General features: G+C 63.4%; 12 protein-coding genes, 2 tRNA genes, 2 rRNA genes and 1 pseudogene. 4 read left to right on the forward strand and 13 right to left on the reverse strand.

The features are described from left to right. Window positions 1-87: 87 nt before the first annotated feature. The 9 genes from WNM05_RS17065 to WNM05_RS17105 all read right to left on the reverse strand — a co-directional run bounded on the left by WNM05_RS17065 (window position 88) and on the right by WNM05_RS17105 (window position 11,044). Window positions 88-2,976 (reverse strand): 23S ribosomal RNA (locus WNM05_RS17065). Between the two features lie 258 nt (window positions 2,977-3,234). After that, a tRNA-Ala gene (locus WNM05_RS17070) sits at window positions 3,235-3,310 on the reverse strand. A gap of 86 nt (window positions 3,311-3,396) precedes the next feature. Next, window positions 3,397-3,473, reverse strand: a tRNA-Ile gene (locus WNM05_RS17075). 192 nt (window positions 3,474-3,665) lie between these two features. Beyond that, window positions 3,666-5,201 (reverse strand): 16S ribosomal RNA (locus tag WNM05_RS17080). The 16S and 23S rRNA genes sit together here with 2 tRNA genes alongside, the layout of an rRNA operon. A gap of 439 nt (window positions 5,202-5,640) precedes the next feature. Then, window positions 5,641-7,953, reverse strand: a complete 2,313-nt coding sequence (locus WNM05_RS17085; RefSeq protein ID WP_434629067.1) for a Tex family protein — start codon at window positions 7,951-7,953, stop codon at window positions 5,641-5,643. A gap of 59 nt (window positions 7,954-8,012) precedes the next feature. Continuing rightward, window positions 8,013-8,369 carry an STAS/SEC14 domain-containing protein gene (locus tag WNM05_RS17090; protein ID WP_221665071.1) on the reverse strand — a complete coding sequence of 119 codons (357 nt, stop codon included), beginning with the start codon at window positions 8,367-8,369 and terminating at the stop codon, window positions 8,013-8,015. A 43-nt stretch (window positions 8,370-8,412) separates the two neighbouring features. Continuing rightward, complete coding sequence (locus WNM05_RS17095) at window positions 8,413-9,225, reverse strand: DMT family transporter (RefSeq protein WP_434635160.1); 813 nt, start codon at window positions 9,223-9,225, stop codon at window positions 8,413-8,415. Between the two features lie 96 nt (window positions 9,226-9,321). After that, window positions 9,322-9,849 carry a hypothetical protein gene (locus WNM05_RS17100; RefSeq protein ID WP_434629069.1) on the reverse strand — a complete coding sequence of 176 codons (528 nt, stop codon included), beginning with the start codon at window positions 9,847-9,849 and terminating at the stop codon, window positions 9,322-9,324. Between the two features lie 85 nt (window positions 9,850-9,934). Continuing rightward, window positions 9,935-11,044: an aromatic ring-hydroxylating oxygenase subunit alpha gene (locus WNM05_RS17105; protein WP_434629071.1), complete on the reverse strand. Its 1,110-nt coding sequence runs from the start codon at window positions 11,042-11,044 to the stop codon at window positions 9,935-9,937. A 623-nt stretch (window positions 11,045-11,667) separates the two neighbouring features. On the opposite strand from WNM05_RS17105, the gene WNM05_RS17110 reads away from it, so the two are divergent. After that, window positions 11,668-12,861, forward strand: a complete 1,194-nt coding sequence (locus WNM05_RS17110; RefSeq protein ID WP_434629073.1) for an acetate kinase — start codon at window positions 11,668-11,670, stop codon at window positions 12,859-12,861. Between the two features lie 15 nt (window positions 12,862-12,876). After that, window positions 12,877-14,959 (forward strand): annotated as a pseudogene (gene pta / locus WNM05_RS17115) (phosphate acetyltransferase). Between the two features lie 47 nt (window positions 14,960-15,006). On the opposite strand, the gene WNM05_RS17120 reads toward pta, so the two are convergent. After that, the gene (locus tag WNM05_RS17120; RefSeq protein WP_434629075.1) at window positions 15,007-15,801 is read right to left on the reverse strand and encodes a hypothetical protein; all 795 of its coding nucleotides are present in this window, start codon (window positions 15,799-15,801) and stop codon (window positions 15,007-15,009) included. Between the two features lie 219 nt (window positions 15,802-16,020). On the opposite strand from WNM05_RS17120, the gene WNM05_RS17125 reads away from it, so the two are divergent. After that, on the forward strand, window positions 16,021-17,520 hold the full coding sequence (locus tag WNM05_RS17125) for a methyl-accepting chemotaxis protein (RefSeq protein ID WP_434629077.1): 1,500 nt from the start codon (window positions 16,021-16,023) through the stop codon (window positions 17,518-17,520). 26 nt (window positions 17,521-17,546) lie between these two features. Here WNM05_RS17125 and WNM05_RS17130 read toward each other — a convergent pair whose 3' ends face one another. From WNM05_RS17130 to WNM05_RS17140, 3 genes are all read right to left on the reverse strand, one after another. Next, window positions 17,547-17,981 (reverse strand): RidA family protein, encoded by a 435-nt coding sequence (locus WNM05_RS17130; protein ID WP_434629079.1) that lies wholly within the window; start codon window positions 17,979-17,981, stop codon window positions 17,547-17,549. 105 nt (window positions 17,982-18,086) lie between these two features. Further along, entirely contained in the window at window positions 18,087-18,551 is a 465-nt protein-coding gene (locus tag WNM05_RS17135) for a carboxymuconolactone decarboxylase family protein (RefSeq protein ID WP_434629081.1), read from the reverse strand. 38 nt (window positions 18,552-18,589) lie between these two features. Continuing rightward, window positions 18,590-19,438, reverse strand: a complete 849-nt coding sequence (locus WNM05_RS17140) for an isocitrate lyase/PEP mutase family protein (protein WP_434629083.1) — start codon at window positions 19,436-19,438, stop codon at window positions 18,590-18,592. An 86-nt stretch (window positions 19,439-19,524) separates the two neighbouring features. Between WNM05_RS17140 and WNM05_RS17145 the strand changes: the two genes are divergently transcribed. Beyond that, complete coding sequence (locus tag WNM05_RS17145; protein WP_434629085.1) at window positions 19,525-20,955, forward strand: PLP-dependent aminotransferase family protein; 1,431 nt, start codon at window positions 19,525-19,527, stop codon at window positions 20,953-20,955. The last annotated feature ends 18 nt before the right edge of the window (window positions 20,956-20,973 follow it).

A 20,973-nucleotide genomic window follows, 5' to 3' on the forward strand; every position in this document is an offset into this window, starting at 1 on the left:
CAATTGTGTCGCACACACACTCTATCTCGCGCCTTGGCTGCTGAACGAATCACAGATTCGCACGCTATCCCAAGCCACTCAAATGATAGGATCAAGCCTCACGAGCAATTAGTATCGGTTAGCTTCACGCCTCACAGCGCTTCCACACCCGACCTATCAACGTCCTGGTCTCGAACGACTCTTCAGGGAGGTCAAGCCTCCAGGGAAGTCTCATCTTCAGGCAAGTTTCCCGCTTAGATGCTTTCAGCGGTTATCTCTTCCGAACTTAGCTACCCGGCGATGCCACTGGCGTGACAACCGGTACACCAGAGGTTCGTCCACTCCGGTCCTCTCGTACTAGGAGCAGCCCCCGTCAAACTTCCAACGCCCACTGCAGATAGGGACCAAACTGTCTCACGACGTTTTGAACCCAGCTCACGTACCACTTTAAATGGCGAACAGCCATACCCTTGGGACCGGCTACAGCCCCAGGATGTGATGAGCCGACATCGAGGTGCCAAACACCGCCGTCGATGTGAACTCTTGGGCGGTATCAGCCTGTTATCCCCGGAGTACCTTTTATCCGTTGAGCGATGGCCCTTCCATTCAGAACCACCGGATCACTATGTCCTGCTTTCGCACCTGCTCGACTTGTCGGTCTCGCAGTTAAGCTACCTTTTGCCATTGCACTATCAGCACGATTTCCGACCGTACCTAGGTAACCTTCGAACTCCTCCGTTACACTTTGGGAGGAGACCGCCCCAGTCAAACTGCCTACCATGCACTGTCCCCAATCCGGATCACGGACCAAGGTTAGAACCTCAAACACACCAGGGTGGTATTTCAAGGTCGGCTCCACTGAAACTAGCGTCTCAGCTTCAAAGCCTCCCACCTATCCTACACAAGTCTGTTCAAAGTCCAATGCAAAGCTACAGTAAAGGTTCACGGGGTCTTTCCGTCTAGCAGCGGGGAGATTGCATCTTCACAAACACTTCAACTTCGCTGAGTCTCAGGAGGAGACAGTGTGGCCATCGTTACGCCATTCGTGCGGGTCGGAACTTACCCGACAAGGAATTTCGCTACCTTAGGACCGTTATAGTTACGGCCGCCGTTTACCGGGGCTTCGATCAAGAGCTTGCACCCCATCACTTAACCTTCCGGCACCGGGCAGGCGTCACACCGTATACGTCCACTTTCGTGTTGGCACAGTGCTGTGTTTTTGTTAAACAGTCGCAGCCACCGATTCTCTGCGACCTGTCGAAGCTTCAGACGCGAAGTCCTACACCTCAACAGGCATACCTTCTCCCGAAGTTACGGTATCAATTTGCCGAGTTCCTTCTCCTGAGTTCTCTCAAGCGCCTTAGAATTCTCATCCTGCCCACCTGTGTCGGTTTGCGGTACGGTTCTTATGTAGCTGAAGCTTAGTGGCTTTTCCTGGAAGCGTGGTATCAGTCACTTCGGGTCCGTAGACCCTCGTTATCACGTCTCGGCCTTAAGGAGAGGCGGATTTGCCTACCTCTCCAGCCTACCGGCTTGAACAGACACTTCCAACCGTCTGCTGACCTAACCTTCTCCGTCCCCACATCGCACTACATAAAAGTACGGGAATTTTAACCCGTTTCCCATCGACTACGCTTTTCAGCCTCGCCTTAGGGGCCGACTCACCCTACGCCGATGAACGTTGCGTAGGAAACCTTGGGCTTTCGGCGAGCGGGCTTTTCACCCGCTTTATCGCTACTCATGTCAGCATTCGCACTTCTGATATCTCCAGCATCCCTTACGAGACACCTTCACAGACCTACAGAACGCTCCCCTACCACGCACAGTAAACTGTGCATCCGCAGCTTCGGTTATCAGTTTGAGCCCCGTTACATCTTCCGCGCAGGACGACTCGACCAGTGAGCTATTACGCTTTCTTTAAATGATGGCTGCTTCTAAGCCAACATCCTGGCTGTCTAGGCCTTCCCACTTCGTTTACCACTTAACTGATCATTTGGGACCTTAGCTGGCGGTCTGGGTTGTTTCCCTCTTGACGATGGACGTTAGCACCCACCGTCTGTCTCCCATGCTCGCACTTTCCGGTATTCAGAGTTTGCCATGGTTTGGTAAATCGCAATGACCCCCTAGCCATAACAGTGCTTTACCCCCGGAAGTGATACATGAGGCACTACCTAAATAGTTTTCGGGGAGAACCAGCTATCTCCGAGTTTGTTTAGCCTTTCACCCCTATCCACAGCTCATCCCCTAGTTTTGCAACACTAGTGGGTTCGGACCTCCAGTGCGTGTTACCGCACCTTCATCCTGGCCATGGATAGATCACTCGGTTTCGGGTCTACGCCCAGCAACTCAATCGCCCTATTCGGACTCGGTTTCCCTACGCCTCCCCTATTCGGTTAAGCTTGCTACTGAACGTAAGTCGCTGACCCATTATACAAAAGGTACGCAGTCACGGAACAAGTCCGCTCCCACTGTTTGTATGCATCCGGTTTCAGGTTCTATTTCACTCCCCTCCCGGGGTTCTTTTCGCCTTTCCCTCACGGTACTGGTTCACTATCGGTCGATCACGAGTATTTAGCCTTGGAGGATGGTCCCCCCATCTTCAGACAGGATTTCGCGTGTCCCGCCCTACTTCTCGTATGCCTAGTTCTTGCGATGCGTTTTCGTGTACGGGGCTATCACCCACTACGGCTGGACTTTCCATTCCATTCCACTAACGCAACTCATAACACATACAGGCTGTTCCGCGTTCGCTCGCCACTACTTACGGAATCTCGGTTGATTTCTATTCCTCGAGTTACTTAGATGTTTCAGTTCACTCGGTTCGCCTCCACTGACCTATGGATTCAGTCAGGGATCTCCTTGCGGAGGGGTTTCCCCATTCGGACATCGCGGGATCAAAGCTCTATTGCCAGCTCCCCCGCGCTTTTCGCAGGCTTACACGTCCTTCATCGCCTGTGATCGCCAAGGCATCCACCAGATGCACTTAGTCGCTTGACCCTATCATTTCAGTAACCTAGATCACCAAAACGACAGAGAGTGTTTGTGCGACGACTGCACCGCCCCTTTTGATATGGCGACGCAGCCTTAGATACAATCAAATACCCAAGATGACGATTTGTCCGCGTAAAGAGTTAACTCTACGTTTTCATCTCGCCGTCTTATATATTCGGCTTCTTCAGTTTGTTAAAGATCGGGCGTTTCAACAACGCAAACAAAAACCCGCTCATCAAGCGATGCTTTTGTTTGCACTGTAGGTGGTGGAGGATGACGGGATCGAACCGACGACCCCCTGCTTGCAAAGCAGGTGCTCTCCCAACTGAGCTAATCCCCCTTTTTTTGGGTGATGCTGCGTTGCTCAGTCGCTCATGTGCATGCGCACACTTCGCTTCTTCGCGCCTTGCCTGACCCAAAAAATACTGGTGGGTCTGGTAGGACTCGAACCTACGACCCCTGCGTTATCAACACAGTGCTCTAACCAGCTGAGCTACAAACCCAGTTGACTTATGAAGTCGTGGCATCCACAACTTCATTTTGATCAAAACCAAGCGAATCAAGGCGGAAGGCGACGACGTGTACATCCAGTACACGAGGAGCTTTCCAACGCAGAGTCGCGCCGGTTTTCATCAAAATGCCCTTAACTTGAATAACCGATAGGCTGTAAGTACTTGGCAATCGCCATTCTCTAGAAAGGAGGTGATCCAGCCGCAGGTTCCCCTACGGCTACCTTGTTACGACTTCACCCCAGTCATGAATCCCACCGTGGTAAGCGGCCTCCTTGCGGTTAGCCTACCCACTTCTGGTGAAACTCACTCCCATGGTGTGACGGGCGGTGTGTACAAGACCCGGGAACGTATTCACCGCAGCATGCTGATCTGCGATTACTAGCGATTCCGACTTCACGCACTCGAGTTGCAGAGTGCGATCCGGACTACGATCGGTTTTCTGAGATTAGCTCCACCTCGCGGCTTGGCAACCCTCTGTACCGACCATTGTATGACGTGTGAAGCCCTGCTCATAAGGGCCATGAGGACTTGACGTCATCCCCACCTTCCTCCGGTTTGTCACCGGCAGTCTCATTAGAGTGCCCAACTAAATGATGGCAACTAATGACAAGGGTTGCGCTCGTTGCGGGACTTAACCCAACATCTCACGACACGAGCTGACGACAGCCATGCAGCACCTGTGTTACGGCTCCCTTTCGGGCACCAAGCCATCTCTGGCAAGTTCCGTACATGTCAAGAGCAGGTAAGGTTTTTCGCGTTGCATCGAATTAATCCACATCATCCACCGCTTGTGCGGGTCCCCGTCAATTCCTTTGAGTTTTAACCTTGCGGCCGTACTCCCCAGGCGGTCAATTTCACGCGTTAGCTACGCTACCAAGGATTCAAACCCCCAACAGCTAATTGACATCGTTTAGGGCGTGGACTACCAGGGTATCTAATCCTGTTTGCTCCCCACGCTTTCGTGCATGAGCGTCAGTGTCATCCCAGGGGGCTGCCTTCGCCATCGGTATTCCTCCACATCTCTACGCATTTCACTGCTACACGTGGAATTCTACCCCCCTCTGACGCACTCTAGTCGTGCAGTCTCCAATGCCGTTCCCAGGTTGAGCCCGGGGCTTTCACATCAGACTTGCACAACCGCCTGCGCACGCTTTACGCCCAGTAATTCCGATTAACGCTCGCACCCTACGTATTACCGCGGCTGCTGGCACGTAGTTAGCCGGTGCTTATTCTTCAGGTACTGTCATCCCCCAAGGGTATTAACCCTGGGGATTTCCTCCCTGACAAAAGTCCTTTACAACCCGAAGGCCTTCTTCAGACACGCGGCATGGCTGGATCAGGCTTGCGCCCATTGTCCAAAATTCCCCACTGCTGCCTCCCGTAGGAGTCTGGGCCGTGTCTCAGTCCCAGTGTGGCGGATCATCCTCTCAGACCCGCTACTGATCGTCGCCTTGGTGAGCCTTTACCTCCCCAACTAGCTAATCAGACATCGGCTGCTCGTATAACGTGAGGCCTTACGGTCCCCCACTTTCCCCCTCAGGGCGTATGCGGTATTAATCCGGCTTTCGCCGAGCTATCCCCCATTACACGGTACATTCCGATGCATTACTCACCCGTTCGCCACTCGTCAGCGGTGCAAGCACCCTGTTACCGTTCGACTTGCATGTGTAAAGCATGCCGCCAGCGTTCAATCTGAGCCAGGATCAAACTCTTCAGTTCAATCTCATAGCAATTTCTGGCACGCAAGTTCAAAGAAATAACTGGTATTTCCTATCTCTTGCAGTGCAAGTGTCGGCTTTCGCCAAGCACTTACACCTATCGGTTATTCGTTCTGTTAAAGAGCGGTGCCGATCGCTGCGTCGTCTTCGTCGGGAACCGTTTCGTTTCCGTCGTTTCGTTCGCTGCGTCAGCTGAGGAGGTGAACTATACGTCCCTGCCCGACCTGCGTCAACACTTTCCGCACGAAAAATCAGGAAAATTCATCGCCGGAGCGCCGCCGCGCGGACAAACCACTGATCCGACAGGAGATATGAACAAGGGGTATTTGCAGACGGCCGCAAGAAAGCTGATGCCCACCGCCCGGAATCGGCCGCAACGGCCGAAAACCGACGGGCCGGCGTGACCGCCGGCCCGTCCAGACACATCTATATAGTCAAACTCAGCCCTTGCGCAGCTTGGCGAAGGCGGCCGCCATCGCGGTGTCGCCGACCGGCGCAGACTGATGCCCGCGCGGCTGGCGCGGGCGGTTGTCGGAGCCCTTGTCGCTTCGACCGCCTCGGCTGTTTCCGGAACCGACCTCGTCGTCCAGGCGCATCGTCAGCGCGACGCGCTTGCGCGCCACGTCGACCTCCAGCACCTTGACCTTGACCACGTCGCCGGCCTTGACCACCTTGCGCGGGTCGTCGATGAACTTGTTGGACAACGCCGAGATGTGGACCAGGCCGTCCTGGTGCACGCCGATGTCGACGAAGGCGCCGAAGTTGGCGACATTGGTGACGACGCCTTCCAGCACCATGCCGGGCTGCAGGTCCTTCAGATCCTCGACGCCGTCCTGGAAGGTGGCGGTCTTGAATTCAGGACGCGGATCCCGGCCCGGCTTGTCCAGTTCCCTCAGGATGTCCATCACCGTCGGCAGGCCGAAGCGCTCGTCGGTATAGTCGCTGGCTCGCACCGATTTCAGGAAGGACGAATCGCCGATCAGCGACTTCACGTCGCGGCCGGCCTTGGCGACGATCTTCTCGACCACCGGATACGCCTCCGGGTGCACCGACGACGCGTCCAGCGGATTGTCGCCGCCGGAGATGCGCAGGAAGCCTGCCGCCTGCTCGAAGGTCTTGTCGCCGAGGCGAGGCACTTTCAGCAACTCCTTGCGGGTCTTGAACGCTCCGTTCTGGTCGCGGTAGGAGACGATATTGGACGCCAGCGTCGCGTTGAGGCCGGAAATGCGCGTCAGCAGCGGCACCGAGGCCGTGTTGACGTCGACGCCGACCGCGTTGACGCAGTCCTCGACCACGCCGTCCAGCGCGCGCGCCAGTTGGCTCTGGTTGACGTCGTGCTGGTACTGGCCGACGCCGATGGACTTCGGTTCTATCTTCACCAGCTCGGCCAGCGGGTCCTGCAGCCGGCGGGCGATCGACACCGCGCCGCGCAGGCTGACGTCCATGTCCGGAAACTCCTTCGCGGCCAACTCGGACGCAGAGTACACAGAGGCGCCGGCTTCCGAGACGACGATCTTGGTCATCGAGAGCTGCGGGAAGGCCTTGATCAAGTCCTGCGCCAGCTTGTCGGTTTCGCGGCTGGCGGTGCCGTTGCCGATGGCGATCAGATCCACTTTGTGGCGCGTGCACAGCGCGCCGAGGATGGCGATGGACTTGTCCCATTCGCGCCGCGGCTCGTGCGGGTAGATGGCGGTGGTGTCCAGCACCTTGCCGGTGTCGTCGACGACGGCCACCTTGCAGCCGGTGCGCAGGCCCGGGTCCAGGCCCAGCGTCGCGCGGCGCCCGGCCGGCGCCGCCAGCAGCAGGTCGTGCAGATTGGCGGCGAAGACCTTGATCGCCTCGCCGTCGGCGGCGTCCTTCAGCCTCGACACCAATTCCAGCTCCAGCGACAGGAAGATCTTGGCGCGCCAGCACAGGCGCACGCCGTCCAGCAGCCACTTGTCGGCGGCGCGGCCCGCGTCCTTGATGCCGAAGCGGGCGGCGATCAGCTGCTCATAGGCCGAGCGCTCGGTGACAGGCGTTTCGTCCGGCTGGTATTTCAGCGCGACGGTCAGCACGCCCTCGTTGCGGCCGCGCAAGAGCGCCAGCGCGCGGTGCGACGGCATCGCCTTGATGGCTTCGCGGTGATCGAAGTAATCGGAGAACTTCGCGCCCTCGTTTTCCTTGCCCGCCACGACGGCGGCGGCCAGCTCGCCCTCGTTCCACAATTTCTCGCGCAGCTGCCCCAACAGTTCGGCGTCTTCGGCGAAGCGCTCGATCAGGATGGCGCGCGCGCCGTCCAGCGCCGCCTTGGCGTCGGCGACGCCTGCCTCGGCGTTGACGTAGGTTTCCGCCAGCGCGTTCGGGTCTTGCGACGGATCGGCCAGCAGGCTGTCGGCCAGCGGCTCCAGGCCGGCCTCGCGGGCGATCTGCGCCTTGGTGCGGCGCTTGGGCTTGTACGGGAGATACAGATCTTCCAGCGTGGTCTTGTTGTCGCTGGCATAAATGGCCGCTTCCAGCTCGGGGCTGAGCTTGCCCTGCTCGGCGATGCTCTTCAGTATGCTGTCGCGGCGCTCGTCCAGTTCGCGCAGATAGACCAGCCGTTCGGCCAGCGTGCGCAGCTGGGTGTCGTCCAGACCGCCGGTGACTTCCTTGCGGTAGCGGGCGATGAAGGGAACGGTGGCGCCGCCGTCGATCAGTTCGATGGTGGCCGCCACCTGCGATTCGCGGACGGCAAGCTCAGCCGCCAGGCGGCTGGAAAGGCTCTTCAGCATCGGTTTTTATTCTTTCGAGTCGAACAAAAAACGCTACTGTACCGCCATCCGCCGCAAAATCAAGCCGCGACCGGCCTTGCCAGCCAGGCCTGCGCTTCTTCTATCAGATCGAAATACTGCACATGGGTGTGGGACAGCAGGCCGGCGATATGGGTGGCCAGCCGTATCCATACATCGCCGACGACGATGGCGACCCGGCCCAGCTTTTCCTCGTGCGCGCGCATGAAGCGCACCTCCTCCATCGCCATGTCCAGCGTGAAGTCCTTCAACTCGGTCAGGTCCAGCAGCATGTCCGGCTTGTCGCGCTCGTCCAGCCGCTTCAGCAGCGCCTGCTCCAGCAGCTGGAAATCGGCCAGCGTGAATTCGTTGAACAAGGCCACATCGAGACCGTAATCCTGCTCACGGATCGAAATCATCAGCTTCTCCCTATCTTTGGATTATTGCGGCTGTGACTATATTCTAGCGCCGCCCGGCCAATATGCCGCTGACCACGATCAAGCCCATCGCCAGCAGGGAATCGGCGGTCAACGCATCGCCCCAGACCCAGGCGCCGAGCAGGCAGGAGAACACCACCGACAGATAGGTCAGATTGGCGGTGGCCAGCTTGTTCCCGACCTTGTAGGCCCGAGTCATCGCCAGTTGCGCCAGCGTCGCGGTGCCGCCGACGCCGAGCAATAGCCAGACATTGTCCGGCGTCACCGGATGCCAATGCTCCAGGCCCATCAACAGCAGGCCGCCGACGGTGGAGATCAGCGCGAAATAGAACACCACCCGCCATTCGGCCTCGCCCTGCCGCCCCAGTTCCCGCACGTGCAGATAGGACCAGCCGGCCAGGAAGCCGGACGCCAGCCCGAGCAGGCCGGCGAACCAGACGTCGCTGGAAAGCGTCGGCTTCAACAGCAGCACCACGCCGACGAAGCCCATCGCCAGTCCGGCCATCGCCCGCGCCGGCAGCCGCTCGCGCAGCAGCACGACGGACAGCAGCGCCAGGAACATCGGCGAGGTGTAGGTCAGCGTGGACGCCGTCGCCAGCGGCAGGTGGGCGATGGCGTAGAACGACATCAACAGAGAGCTGTAGCCTATCAGGCCTCGCTGCAGGTGGTAGCGCAGCAAGGGCGTGGCGAAACGCTCGCGCCGCCACAGCGCCGCGCCGCCCAGCGTCAGCACGCCTATCAGCGTGCGCCAGAACACCAGCTCCGTCGACGAGAAATACTGCGCGCCCAGCTTGACGAACAGGCCCATCAAGGCGAAAAACGCCGCCGCCACCACCATCCAGCCGGATCCCAGCCGGAACCCCGCCACACTGCCTCGTACCGCCACTGTCACTGCCTTCCCTGCTGCGCGGCCCTCGGGCCGCTTGAATTAAGCCTACTTCTTCGCCACCGCCACGCTCAGGCAAATGGCCTCCATCTGCCGGCGGTAGGTCTTGAACTCCGACGCGTTGGCGGTGCAGCGCGCCTCCAGCAGCCGGTTCTTGTCCAGCAACTGGATCACATGCAGATTATGGCGCACGATCCACAGGCGGTTCGAAACGAAACGGCCGTCGCGGTACTCGGTGACCAGACGGCCGGCGCGGCGGTTCAGCCTGACGAAATTGGCCGCCTCCCGGTCGCCGTCCTCCTGGCGGAACGTCGTCGCCAGATTGCCCAGGGTCTCGCCGCGCCGCGGCTTGCGCACGCGGATCTGGACCTCGATCGCGGCGCGCTCGCGCTGATCGGGCTTAGGCGGGATCACGCGCAGCGTCCGCGTTCCGGCGACGACGACCGGCCTGACTTTCCAGCCGGACGGCAAGGTGAAGCGCAGCTGGCTGGCCGGATCGGCATAGCTCGTCGCCAGCGCCAGCGGGCTGGCCAACAACAGGACGCCCAGAACCGTGATGCGGAAAATTGCGGACATCGTCCCCGCCGATAGTATCTAAAAATGGAATAAAAAAAAGGCGCGGTATCCCGCGCCCCCGCATTATGGCATTCAACTGGCCGGCTCAGCCAGCCAATGCCGAACCCATCATGCGTCGATAGTACTCGTGGAAGTGCTGCATGCCCTCCTCGGTCGGAGACTGGTACGGCCCCACCTCGCTGACGCCGGCCAGCCACAAGGCCTTGCGGCCCTCGTGCATGCGCTGGCAGATTTCATCGTCTTCCTTGGCGGTTTCGAAATAGGCGGCCTGCTCGGCCTCGATGAATTCCGGCTCGAACCACACCACGTCCTGCGGATAGTAGAACTCGGTGATCACCGTGCACTTCTCCGGTCCGCGCGGAATCACCACGCTGATCACCAGCACGTGCGGATACCATTCCACCATGATATTGGGGTAATAGGTCAGCCAGATGGCGCCGAACTCCGGCTGCCGCTCCTCGTAACGACGGCGCACTTCCTCGTGCCATTTGCCGTATATCTTGGAGCCGGCGCGCGCCAGCCGGTTCTTCACGCCGACCGTCTGCACGTGGTAGCTCTCGCCCCACTCCCATTTCAGATCGCCGCAGTCGACGAAATTGCCGAGGCCCGGATGGAAGGGGTCGACGTGGTAGTCTTCCGAATACACCTCGATGAAGGTCTTCCAGTTGAAGTCGTAGTCGGTGCTGTGCGTCGAATGGAAGGCGTAGCCGTCGAACGCCATGTGCTTGGCGACGCCGAGCTGGGCCAGATCGCGCGCGATATCGCGGCGGGCGTCGAACAACAGGCCGTTCCAGCGCGCCAGTTCGGTCTGGCCGAGGTTCAGGCACGGCGTCTCCGGAAAATGCGGCGCGCCGACCAGGGTGCCGGCGGCGTCGTAGGTCCAGCCGTGCAGATTGCAGACGATATGGTTGCCGTTGCCCCTGCCCTTGTAGATCACCGCCTGGCGGTGGCGGCAGACATTGGAGATCAGCTTGACCTCCCCGTCGACATTCTTGAGCATCTTGCCGTGGCCCAGCCACTCCAGCGTGTGATAGTCGCCGGCTTCGGGGACCATCAGTTCATGGCCGTAGTACTGCGGCGCGTCGGCGAACAGCAGCCGCTGCTCGAGGGCGTGGCAGGCTGGATCGAAATAGGTATAGACGGGTAGCTGGGCTGCGGATGCTTGAAGCAGTTGAGCAGAAGCCAGATCAGACATTATTCCCACACCTCCGTGGAAGAAGATATAAGACCAGCCGAATCTCGCTTGGAACGAGTTTGCGGGACTATCAAAAACAATCAATCAAAACAAGGCCGAACCTTGCATTACGAGGGCGGAATTATGCCCTCCCCCTCCCCCCGGGGCAAGCGTTAATTCTGCGTGACAATCCGCCTCAGCCCCCGGCGGTGGCAACTTATGCCCAAACACCCCCGTCACGGCAAACAATCTCGATGTCGCTTAATTAAAATCAAAGACTTGCCACATTGATTGCAGCGCAACATTAGAATTCATTAATCCTTGATGGTATACTGCGGATCAATTCGTTTTCGCACCGACAGTCCGCACGCCGGAAAGCGCCGCGCCCCTGCGCCGACGCCCGTACGCCGGCCCGCCTAAGCCCTTGATCCGGCTAGACCGGCGCCGCGGCAAGCCCGCGAGCTGCCCGATGCGACGACAGGCTGGTCAAACCGGCCGCCATGCGCTACCACACGGTAAGAAGGTCCCCGCTGCGCCGCCCCCCGTCACCGGGTGTCGCCCGGGCAGCAAATTGGCCTCAAGCGCATCGCAGTGGATTTTTTCATCGATTTAGTCCTTTTTTTTCAAATTACATGTTCAAAGCTATGAATTCCAGCATCCTCGTCATCAATTGCGGCAGCTCTTCCCTGAAATTCGCGCTGATCGACAGCGCCAGCCATGAAGCGGTCATGACCGGTCTGGCGGAGAAGCTGGGCCTGGCCGACGCCTGCATCACCTTCAAACACGACGGCGGCAAGCAGACCGCCCTGCTGTCGGCCCCGGACCACGCCGCCGCGATGCACGCCATCATCGAAAAACTGCAGCAGGTGTCGCTGCTGGACAGCGTCAAGGCCATCGGCCACCGCGTGGTCCACGGCGGCGAGCACTTCAAGCAATCGGCCCTGCTCGACGATGCCGCGATCAACGAGATCGAGCGCTGCATCAAGCTGGCCCCGCTGCACAATCCGGCGCACATCCTCGGCATCCGCACCGCGATCAAGGAATTCCCGAGCCTGCCGCAAGTGGCCGTGTTCGATACCTCCTTCCACCAGACCATGCCGGAAAAGGCCTATCTGTACGCGGTGCCGATGAAGCTGTACCGCGAGAACAGCCTGCGCCGCTACGGCATGCACGGCACCAGCTACCGCTTCGTCGCCGAAGAGGCCGCCAAGATGCTGGGCAAGCCGGCCGATGAAACCAGCCTGGTGATCGCCCACCTGGGCAACGGCGCGTCCATCTCCGCCATCCGCAACGGCAAGTGCGCCGACACCTCGATGGGCCTGACCCCGCTGGAAGGCCTGGTGATGGGGACCCGCTCCGGCGACATCGACCCCAGCGTGTTCGGCTACCTGGCCACCGAGCGCGGCATGGACATCCAGTCCATCACCAATATGCTGAACAAGGAATCGGGCCTCCTGGGCCTGTCCGAGCTGTCCAACGACTGCCGCGAACTGGAAGAAGCCGCCGCCAAGGGCCACGAAGGCGCCAAGCGCGCGCTGGAAGTGTTCGCCTACCGCCTGGCCAAGTACGTCGCGTCGATGAGCGTCGGCGCCGGCCGCCTGGACGCCGTGGTGTTCACCGGCGGCATCGGCGAGAACTCGTCCTTCCTGCGCGCCGAAGTGATCAACCAGCTGGGCTTCCTGGGCCTGACGCTGGACGCGGCCGCCAACGAGGCCTGCATCCGCGGCAAGGCCGGCCGCATCACCGCCGCCGACTCGGTGCCGGCGCTGGTGATCAACACCAACGAGGAGCTGATGATCGCCATGGACACCGCCGAACTGGCCGGTCTGGCCAAGTAAGGAAGGCAAACGATCATGCAGACATTCTTTCTTGCCCCCACCGGCTTCAACGCCGGCCTGACCTCGGTCACGCTGGGCGCCATCCGTTCGCTGGAGCAGGCCGGCCTGCGCGTGGGCTTCGTCAAGCCCATCGCCCAGGACACCAAGGACGGCGAAGCCGAGCGCTCCACCCACTTCGCCCAGGCCATCTGCCGCCTGAATCCGCCGCAGCCTATCAGCATGGACCGCGTCGAGCACCTGCTGTCGCAAGGCCAGGTGGACCAGTTGATGGAAGAGGTGGTGAGCCTGTTCCAGCAAGCCTCGCAAAACGTGGACGTGGTGATCGTGGAGGGCCTGGTGCCCGACCAGAAGCAGGTGTTCTCCACCTTCCTGAACACCAAGATCGCCCGCAACCTGCAGGCCCAGACCATCCTGGTCAGCTCGGTCAAAGCGCTGAACGCGACGGAAATCGCCGAACAGCTGGAAATGAACATCCAGGCCTTCGGCGCACAAACCGTATCAGGCTACATCCTCAACCACGTGCTGCCGGGCGCCGACCGCGCCGAACTGGCGCGCGAGGTGCAGGAATCCGGCAATCTGAAAAAGGCCGGCCTGCCGCTGCTGGGCGTGATCCCGTATCAGCCGGAGCTATTGGCGCCGCGCACCCAGGATGTGGCCCGCCATCTGAACGCCAGCGTGGTGCACGCCGGCCAGCAGGCCAGCCGCCGCGTGCGCACCATGGTGGTGGCCGCCCGCACCGCGCCCAACATCGTCAACCTGCTGAAGCCGGGCGCGCTGATCATCACGCCGGGCGAGCGCGAGGACGTGGTGATGGCCACCTCGATGGCCGCGATGAACGGCGTGCCGCTGGCCGGCTTGCTGCTGACCTGCGACTCCGAACCGGATCCGCGCATCCAGCAACTGTGCCAGCAAGCCTTCACCGGCGGCCTGCCGGTGCTGGCCACCGCGCTGAATTCGATGGAAACCGCCAGCGCGCTGAACGCGATGAGCCACCAGGTGCCGTCCGACGACCTGGAGCGCATGGAGAAGGTGATCGAACACGTCGCCGAGCATCTGGACGTCTCCACGCTGAAGGAAAGCGTCGGCGAGCCGCGCGAAATCCGCCTGCCGCCGCCGGCCTTCCGCTTCCAGCTGATGGAAAAGGCCCGCAAGGCCAACAAGCGCATCGTGCTGCCGGAAGGCAACGAGCCGCGCACCATCCAGGCCGCCGCCATCTGCCAGGAAAAGGGCATCGCCCGCTGCGTGCTGCTGGGCAACCGCGCAGAGATCCTGCAAGTGGCCGAGGCCCAGGGCGTGACGCTGCCGGCGTCGGTCGAGATCCTCGATCCGAACGAAATCCGCGGCCGCTACGTCGATCCGATGGTGGAGCTGCGCAAGGGCAAGGGCCTGAACGCGCCGATGGCGCAGGCCCAGTTGGAAGACACCGTGGTGCTGGGGCACCATGATGCTGGCGCTGAACGAGGTGGACGGCCTGGTGTCCGGCGCCGTTCACACCACCGCCAACACCATCCGCCCGGCGCTGCAGCTGATCAAGACCGCCCCCGGTTCCAGCATCGTGTCGTCGGTGTTCTTCATGCTGATGCCGGAGCAGGTCTATGTCTACGGCGACTGCGCGGTGAACCCGGACCCGAGCGCCGAGCAACTGGCCGACATCGCGATCCAGTCGGCCGATTCGGCCGTCGCCTTCGGCATCACGCCGCGCGTCGCGATGATCTCCTACTCCACCGGTTCTTCCGGCAGCGGCAGCGACGTGGAGAAGGTGCGCGAAGCCACCCGCATCGCCCGCGAGAAGCGCCCGGACCTGCTGATAGACGGCCCGATGCAGTACGACGCCGCCTCGGTGGAGTCGGTCGGCCGCCAGAAGGCCCCGGACAGCCAGGTGGCCGGCCGCGCCACCGTGTTCGTGTTCCCGGACCTGAACACCGGCAACACCACCTACAAGGCGGTGCAGCGCTCCGCCAACGTGGTGTCGGTGGGACCGATGCTGCAGGGCCTGAGAAAGCCGGTCAACGATCTGTCGCGCGGCGCCCTGGTCGACGACATCGTCTACACCATCGCGCTGACCGCGCTGCAGGCCGAGCAACAGAGCAAGGCCTGAAGCCCGAGCAGATGAAGAAACGGCCCGCGAGGGCCGTTTTTTCATCGCTAGATATTCATCGTCTGGGTGCTGGCCGCGCCGCCCGCCGGCGCGTCGATATCGTACGGCGTCCCGCCGAAGTCGACGTAGTGGCGGCTATTGAACGTCCAGTTGGCGCCGTTCCAGTACAGGAAATTGGTGACCACCCGCGCGCCCGGCACCGTCTGGCCGGGCACCGGCATGCCCCACGGATAACCGTGCGGATTGTAGTTGGCCACCACGGCCGGAACCGGCCAGCCCCCCGGCGCGGCGCCGGCGCCGACGGCACCGTCGGCATAGGCGGAGAAGCGGACCGTGTAGCCGGCGGCGGCCCAGGTCGCCAGGCTGCGGTGGTCGTGATCGTGGACGATGCGCAGATGGCCCGCCGCCAGCGCCGGCGCGCCGGCCGGCACCGCGCTCAGCACCATCAGCGAGCAGCCGTTCATGCCGGTGGTGAACAGCGTGCGCGCGTCGGCCGCGCCGGGCGCGACCGCGATGTCGCAGAAAGGCAGCGCCGCCAGCGCGGTTCCGCCGGCGCTGGCATGGCAGTACAGCGCGTCTATCGTCGTGACCGCGCCGCCGGGCGGCGGCAGCGTCACAACCGGCGGGCCGCCGACAGGCTGCATCCGCAGCTTGGGCAAGGCGCCGGGCAAGGGCAGGCCGCCGGCGCCGGTATCGGTCGTCAGCGAGAAGCGGGTGCGCAGATTGTTAACGGCGGGCAGCGCGCCGCCGGGCATGTTCTGGGCGATCTGCGCCAGGGTGACCGGATGCGGACCGATGAAGGCGGCCGGGCCGGCCAGAAAAGCGGGGACGTTGTCTTGCATGGATTTCTCCTGGATGGAATGCGGGCGTCGCGGAGGGCGGCCCTCCCCGCTCGGACGGCCCGAAGGCCGGCCCGTGAAAACGGCGGCGGCGCGACACTCGACCCGATCGACATATTGCCTACGATCAAACATTTGTTTTAAAGTCCCATCCGGCTCGCCCGCTCAATAAAACCTTACAAATCAGGGCGCTTAATTCGGAACATTGTTGGAGGGGAATCTATGTCGATACAGGCCATCACAGAATGGTTCATACCGGACGGCGTCCGGCAGATTCCGGAGCAGGCGATACGCGCCCGCACCGTTGTCGGCGTCGGTCTGCTCGCCGGACTGATGGCGCCGCTGTTCGCCGTCGAATACCTGATGCTGGGCCACTATCCTATGGCCGAGGGCATCGCGCTGGGCGGCCTCGGCCTGCTCTGCGGCCCGCTGCTGCTGCGCCTCAGCGGCGCGGTGCGCTTCACCGCCGAATTCACCACCAGCTGCATGTACGCGATGGTGTGCTGGATGGTGTTCGTCAACGGCGGCATCCTGTCTACCAGCCTGATGTGGTTCGCCGCCATCCCGTTCACCGCCGTCTTCATCGCCACCCGCCGCTCCGGCATGTTCTGGCTGGCGATGTCGCTGGCCGCCGTCGGCATCGTCATGTGGCTGTCCGGCATCGACGCCCTGCCCAAGAGCCCGCTGCCGCATGAGGAGCTGCCCAAGCTGCAGGCCAAGTCGCTGGCCGGCCTGTCTCTGGTGGTGCTGGTGCTGGCGCTGGCCTTCGACAAGGCCAAGAGCAAGAGCTTCGAAAAACTGGAAACCGCCCGCGCCGAGGCCGAGCGCGCCGGCGAGGCGCTGGCGCGGATGATGGAGCAGATCGGCCACTCGATACGCGACGCCTCCGGCGCCAGCCGTCAGATCGCCGACAGCACCGGCAGCATGGCGCGCACGATGGCCGAGCAGCGCGAGCGCTCCGAGGACATGGTCGTCGTCGCCCAGCAGATGGCCGTCGTCACCAGCCAGAACGCCGAGCAATCGACCGCCGCGACACAGCTGGCGCAGAATTCCGGCGAGGCCGCGCGCGAGGGCGGCAGGGTGATGAACCTGGCCGTGGACCAGCTGGGCCGCGCCGGCGAGGTGATAGGCCACGCCGCCGGCCGGCTGGAGGAGCTGGGCCAGCGCAGCGCCGAGGTCAGCGGCATCGTGCAGCTGATACGCGACATCGCCGACCAGACCAATCTGTTGGCGCTGAACGCCGCAATCGAGGCGGCGCGCGCCGGCGAAACCGGCCGCGGCTTCGCCGTCGTCGCCGACGAGGTCCGCAAGCTGGCCGAACGCACCCAGAACGCCACCAAGGACATCGAGAGCAAGATCCGGGTCATCGTCGACGGCACCAACCAGGCGCTGGTGGCGATGCGCGACGGCAATCAGCAGATGCAGGCCGGCCGCGACCATGCGCAGGCCGCTCAGCGCAAGCTGTCAGGCATCATAGACGGCGCCGGCGAGCTGGCCGGCCTGCTGCAGCAGGTGTCCCAGGCCGAGGCCAGCCAGAATCAGGGCTTCTCCCAGTTCGCCGGCGACATCGTCGCCGTCGGCGAATCCAGCCGCAGCCTGTCCGGCGAGACCCACAACATCGCCGAGGCGGTGCGCCGGCTGGATGCGCAGATGGACAAGCTGCACCAGGCGGTCAGCCGGCAGGAGGCCGCGCCGGCCGGCCGCGAGCCGGCCTGGCGCTGAAAGCCTGTTTGCGGGACCGGCCTGGCTCAGGCCGGCAACGCAGCCAGCGCCTCCACCTCGAACAGCATGCCGTCCAGCGCCAGCCTCGGCACCGGTATCAGCGTGCAGGTCGGTTTCATCGCCGCGCCCCATACCCGGTCCAGCGCCTCGCCCAGCACGCGCAGCCGCGTCTCGTCGTGATCGACGATCAGCACCGTCAGCTTGACGACATCGCCGGGCTCGGCGCCGGCCGCGGCCAGCGCGACGCACAGATTGGCGAAGGCCTGCCGCGCCTGACCGGCGAAGTCGGGCGGCAAGCGGCCGTCCTCGGTCTCCCCTCCCTGTCCGGCGACGAAGACCAGCCGGCTGCCCGGCGCGACCACGCCCAGGTGGGAATAGCCGTTGGGCGCCGGATCGTAGAGTCCAGCCGGGTTGGACAAGGTCATCGCCGCCCGACCGGGCGTGACGGTTGCATGCTTCATGAAAGCTCCTGCGCAAGATAGATCGGATTGGCCGCAAGGCGCCCGCATGGCGAGGCATTGCGGGTAAGTCGCGCGTCGGCGCCGGATGGGTTTGGGCGGCTCGATTCAGAGCGCGTACTGGCCCGGCTGATACCCTCCGGCCGGTGTGTTGCAGCCGATGGAAACGCGGTTCCAGCCGTTGATCGCGACGATGGCCCAGCTCAGGTCGACGATTTCCTTATCGTCGAAATGCCGCGCCAGCTCGGCCCGCAGCGCCTCGTCCGGATGCCGCGCGGCCACCAGCGTCAGCGCCTCGGCCCAGGCCAGCGCGGCGCGCTCGCGCTCGGTGTAGCACGGTGCCTCGCGCCAAGCCGACAGCAGGTACAGCCGCTGCTCGGACTCGCCGGCGGCGCGCGCATCCTTCGAGTGCATGTCGATGCAGAAGGCGCAGCCGTTCAGCTGCGACACGCGGGTCTTCACCAGCTCCAGCAGGGCGTGGTCGATGCCGCAGCCTCGGATGTGGCGCTCCAGCGCCGCCTGGGCCTGGTAGCCTTGCGGCGCGATTTTCGTGTAGTCGATGAAACGGGACATCGGTAGTGCTCCTGAAACGGTTTTTTGGAGGGGGCGCGTCAAGCCTGCGGCGCGAACAGCGCCTGGGCGTCGGCGTACGAAAAAGGGGTTCTCAAGACCGACAGGTCGCCGGTGTCGCGCAGCGCCTCGGCCGTCCGGCTCAGCGCCTGCATCGCCACCAGCGCGGGACCGATGGCGGTGCTGATCCGCGCCACGCCGAGCGCGGACAGCTCGGCCAGGTCCGGCAGACCGGGCATCGCGGCGGCATTGACCGGCGCCGACAGCGCCGCGCACAGCCTCGCCAGCAAAGCAGGATCGGACAGGCCTATCGGGAAGACGCCGTCGGCGCCGCTGTCCAGATACAGCCGGGCCCGCGCCAGCGTCTCGTCGAAACGGGCCTCGGCCGGGCCTTCGCCATGCAGGAACAGATCGGTTCGGGCATTGATGAAGATGGGCACGTCCAGCGCATCGGCGGCGGCCCGGGCGGCTTGCAGGCGTTCGCGCATCTCCTCCGCGCCGCGGAGACGGAAGCGGCCTTCGGCGTCGTAGCGGCCGTCCTCCAGATTGACGCCGGCCGCGCCGGCCCGGATCGCCGCGGCGACGGTGTCCGCCACCCTCGCCGGCGTATCGCCGTAGCCGTCCTCGAGGTCTACGCTCAACGGCGCCTTCAGCACCCTGGCGATGCGGGCGACGGCGGCCAGCAATTCCTCGCGCGGCAACTCGCCGCCGTCTCGATAACCTAGCGACCACGCGACGGCGGCGCTGCTGGTGGCCAACGCTTCAAAGCCGGCCTGTTCGAACACGCGGGCGCTCAAGGCGTCCCAGACATTGGGCAGCAACAGCGGCCGCGGGCCCTGATGCAGCCGGCGGAAGGTCCGGGCGCGGGAGACGGCGTCGTGATGGTTCATGGTCATTCCTAGTCCTTGGCTTCCCGACAAGATAGCGGCAACATGGCACAATGATGAGTGCCAAAAATCGCCAAAACCAATAGGCCATGATTCCCGACGCCTTCCAGTTCCCCTTGCTGCGTGATCACGCGCAGCCGCTGCACCGGCAGCTCTATCTGCGGATACGCGAGGCCATCCTGTCCGGCCAACTGCCGCCCGGCGCCCGCCTGCCGGCCACGCGCGTGCTGGCCGCCGATCTCGGCGTGTCGCGCGGCACCGTCGACCAGGCCTACGGCCAATTGCTGGCCGAGGGCTTTCTGCTCAGCCGCGCCGCCGCCGGAACCCTGGTCCATCCCGGACTGGAGTCCCGCCTAGTCGGCCCGCGGGCCGGCCACGCCTGTGCGGCCAACCCGCTGCAAGCCGGGACGGCCCCGACCGAACCGGCTCCGCCTCGGCCCTTCCAGCTGGGCCTGCCGGCGCTGGACGCCTTTCCCCGCAAGCTGTGGGCGCGGCTGGCCGGCCACCGCGCCAGGTCCTTGTCGCTGTCGGGGCTGAACTACCCCGATCCGGCCGGCTATCGGCCGCTGCGCGAGGCCATCGTCCGCCATCTGGCCCTGTTCCGCGGCATCCACTGCGACGTCGGCCAGGTCTTCATCACCAGCGGCTTCCAGGGCGCGCTGGGGCTGGCGATACGGACGCTGCTGCGCCCCGGCGACCCGGTCTGGATGGAGGATCCCGGCTATTTCCGCGCCAGCGGCGCGCTGAGGCTGGCCGGCGCCCGGCTCATGCCGGCGCCGGTGGACCGAAACGGACTATGCGTCGACGAGGCGATACGCCGCGCTCCGGACGCGCGCATGGCCTACTGCACGCCGTCGCACCACGCGCCGCTGGGCGTCGCCCTGTCGCTGCCGCGCCGGCTGGCGCTGCTGGACTGGGCCGAGCGGCGCCAGGCCTGGATAGTCGAAGACGACTACGACGGCGAATTCCGCTACGACGGCCCTCCGCTGCCGGCGCTGCGCAGCCTGGACCGCGCCGGCCGCGTGCTCTACGTCGGCAGTTTCAGCAAGACACTGTTTCCCGGACTGCGGCTCGGCTATCTGGTGGCGCCGGCCAGCGAGGCGGCGCGCTTCGCCGAAGCCTGCGATCTGCTCAGTCCGGCGCCGTCCATCCTGGACCAGGCGACGGCGGCCGATTTCCTTGGCCAGGGACACTTCGCCCGCCACATCAAGCGGATGCGCGCGCTGTACGCCGGCCGACGCGCCGCGCTGGCCGCCGCGCTGCAGGCGGAATGCGGCGGGCGTCTGCGGCTGGACGGCCAGCCCGTCGGCCTGCAATTGGCCGCCTGGCTGCCCGACGGCGACGACGACCGCGCCGTCGCGGCGCGGCTGAGCGCCCGCGGGCTGGCGGGCCAAGCGCTGTCTTCGTTCTGCCTGGACGGCGGCCATCCCCCGGCGCTGCTGCTGGGTTTCGCCAATGTGCCGGCCGAACAAGCGCCCGCGCTGGCGCGGCGACTCAGGGAGGCGCTGGACGCGCGCTAGCCATGGGCCTGTCCGGCT

It is taken from the genome of Chromobacterium sp. CV08 (genome assembly GCF_051129845.1).
Taxonomy (GTDB): domain Bacteria; phylum Pseudomonadota; class Gammaproteobacteria; order Burkholderiales; family Chromobacteriaceae; genus Chromobacterium.

What these genes read in the sequence shown, in the direction of transcription:
- WNM05_RS17135 (WP_434629081.1), bottom strand. Translation starts at nt 18,551, where the DNA reads ATGTCCCGTTTCATCGACTACACGAAAATCGCGCCGCAAGGCTACCAG.
- WNM05_RS17105 (WP_434629071.1), bottom strand. Translation starts at nt 11,044, where the DNA reads ATGTCTGATCTGGCTTCTGCTCAACTGCTTCAAGCATCCGCAGCCCAG.
- WNM05_RS17090 (WP_221665071.1), bottom strand. Translation starts at nt 8,369, where the DNA reads ATGATTTCGATCCGTGAGCAGGATTACGGTCTCGATGTGGCCTTGTTC.
- WNM05_RS17120 (WP_434629075.1), bottom strand. Translation starts at nt 15,801, where the DNA reads ATGCAAGACAACGTCCCCGCTTTTCTGGCCGGCCCGGCCGCCTTCATC.
- WNM05_RS17145 (WP_434629085.1), top strand. Translation starts at nt 19,525, where the DNA reads ATGATTCCCGACGCCTTCCAGTTCCCCTTGCTGCGTGATCACGCGCAG.
- WNM05_RS17110 (WP_434629073.1), top strand. Translation starts at nt 11,668, where the DNA reads ATGAATTCCAGCATCCTCGTCATCAATTGCGGCAGCTCTTCCCTGAAA.
- WNM05_RS17125 (WP_434629077.1), top strand. Translation starts at nt 16,021, where the DNA reads ATGTCGATACAGGCCATCACAGAATGGTTCATACCGGACGGCGTCCGG.
- WNM05_RS17130 (WP_434629079.1), bottom strand. Translation starts at nt 17,981, where the DNA reads ATGAAGCATGCAACCGTCACGCCCGGTCGGGCGGCGATGACCTTGTCC.
- WNM05_RS17140 (WP_434629083.1), bottom strand. Translation starts at nt 19,438, where the DNA reads ATGAACCATCACGACGCCGTCTCCCGCGCCCGGACCTTCCGCCGGCTG.
- WNM05_RS17100 (WP_434629069.1), bottom strand. Translation starts at nt 9,849, where the DNA reads ATGTCCGCAATTTTCCGCATCACGGTTCTGGGCGTCCTGTTGTTGGCC.
- WNM05_RS17085 (WP_434629067.1), bottom strand. Translation starts at nt 7,953, where the DNA reads ATGCTGAAGAGCCTTTCCAGCCGCCTGGCGGCTGAGCTTGCCGTCCGC.
- WNM05_RS17095 (WP_434635160.1), bottom strand. Translation starts at nt 9,225, where the DNA reads ATGGTGGTGGCGGCGGCGTTTTTCGCCTTGATGGGCCTGTTCGTCAAG.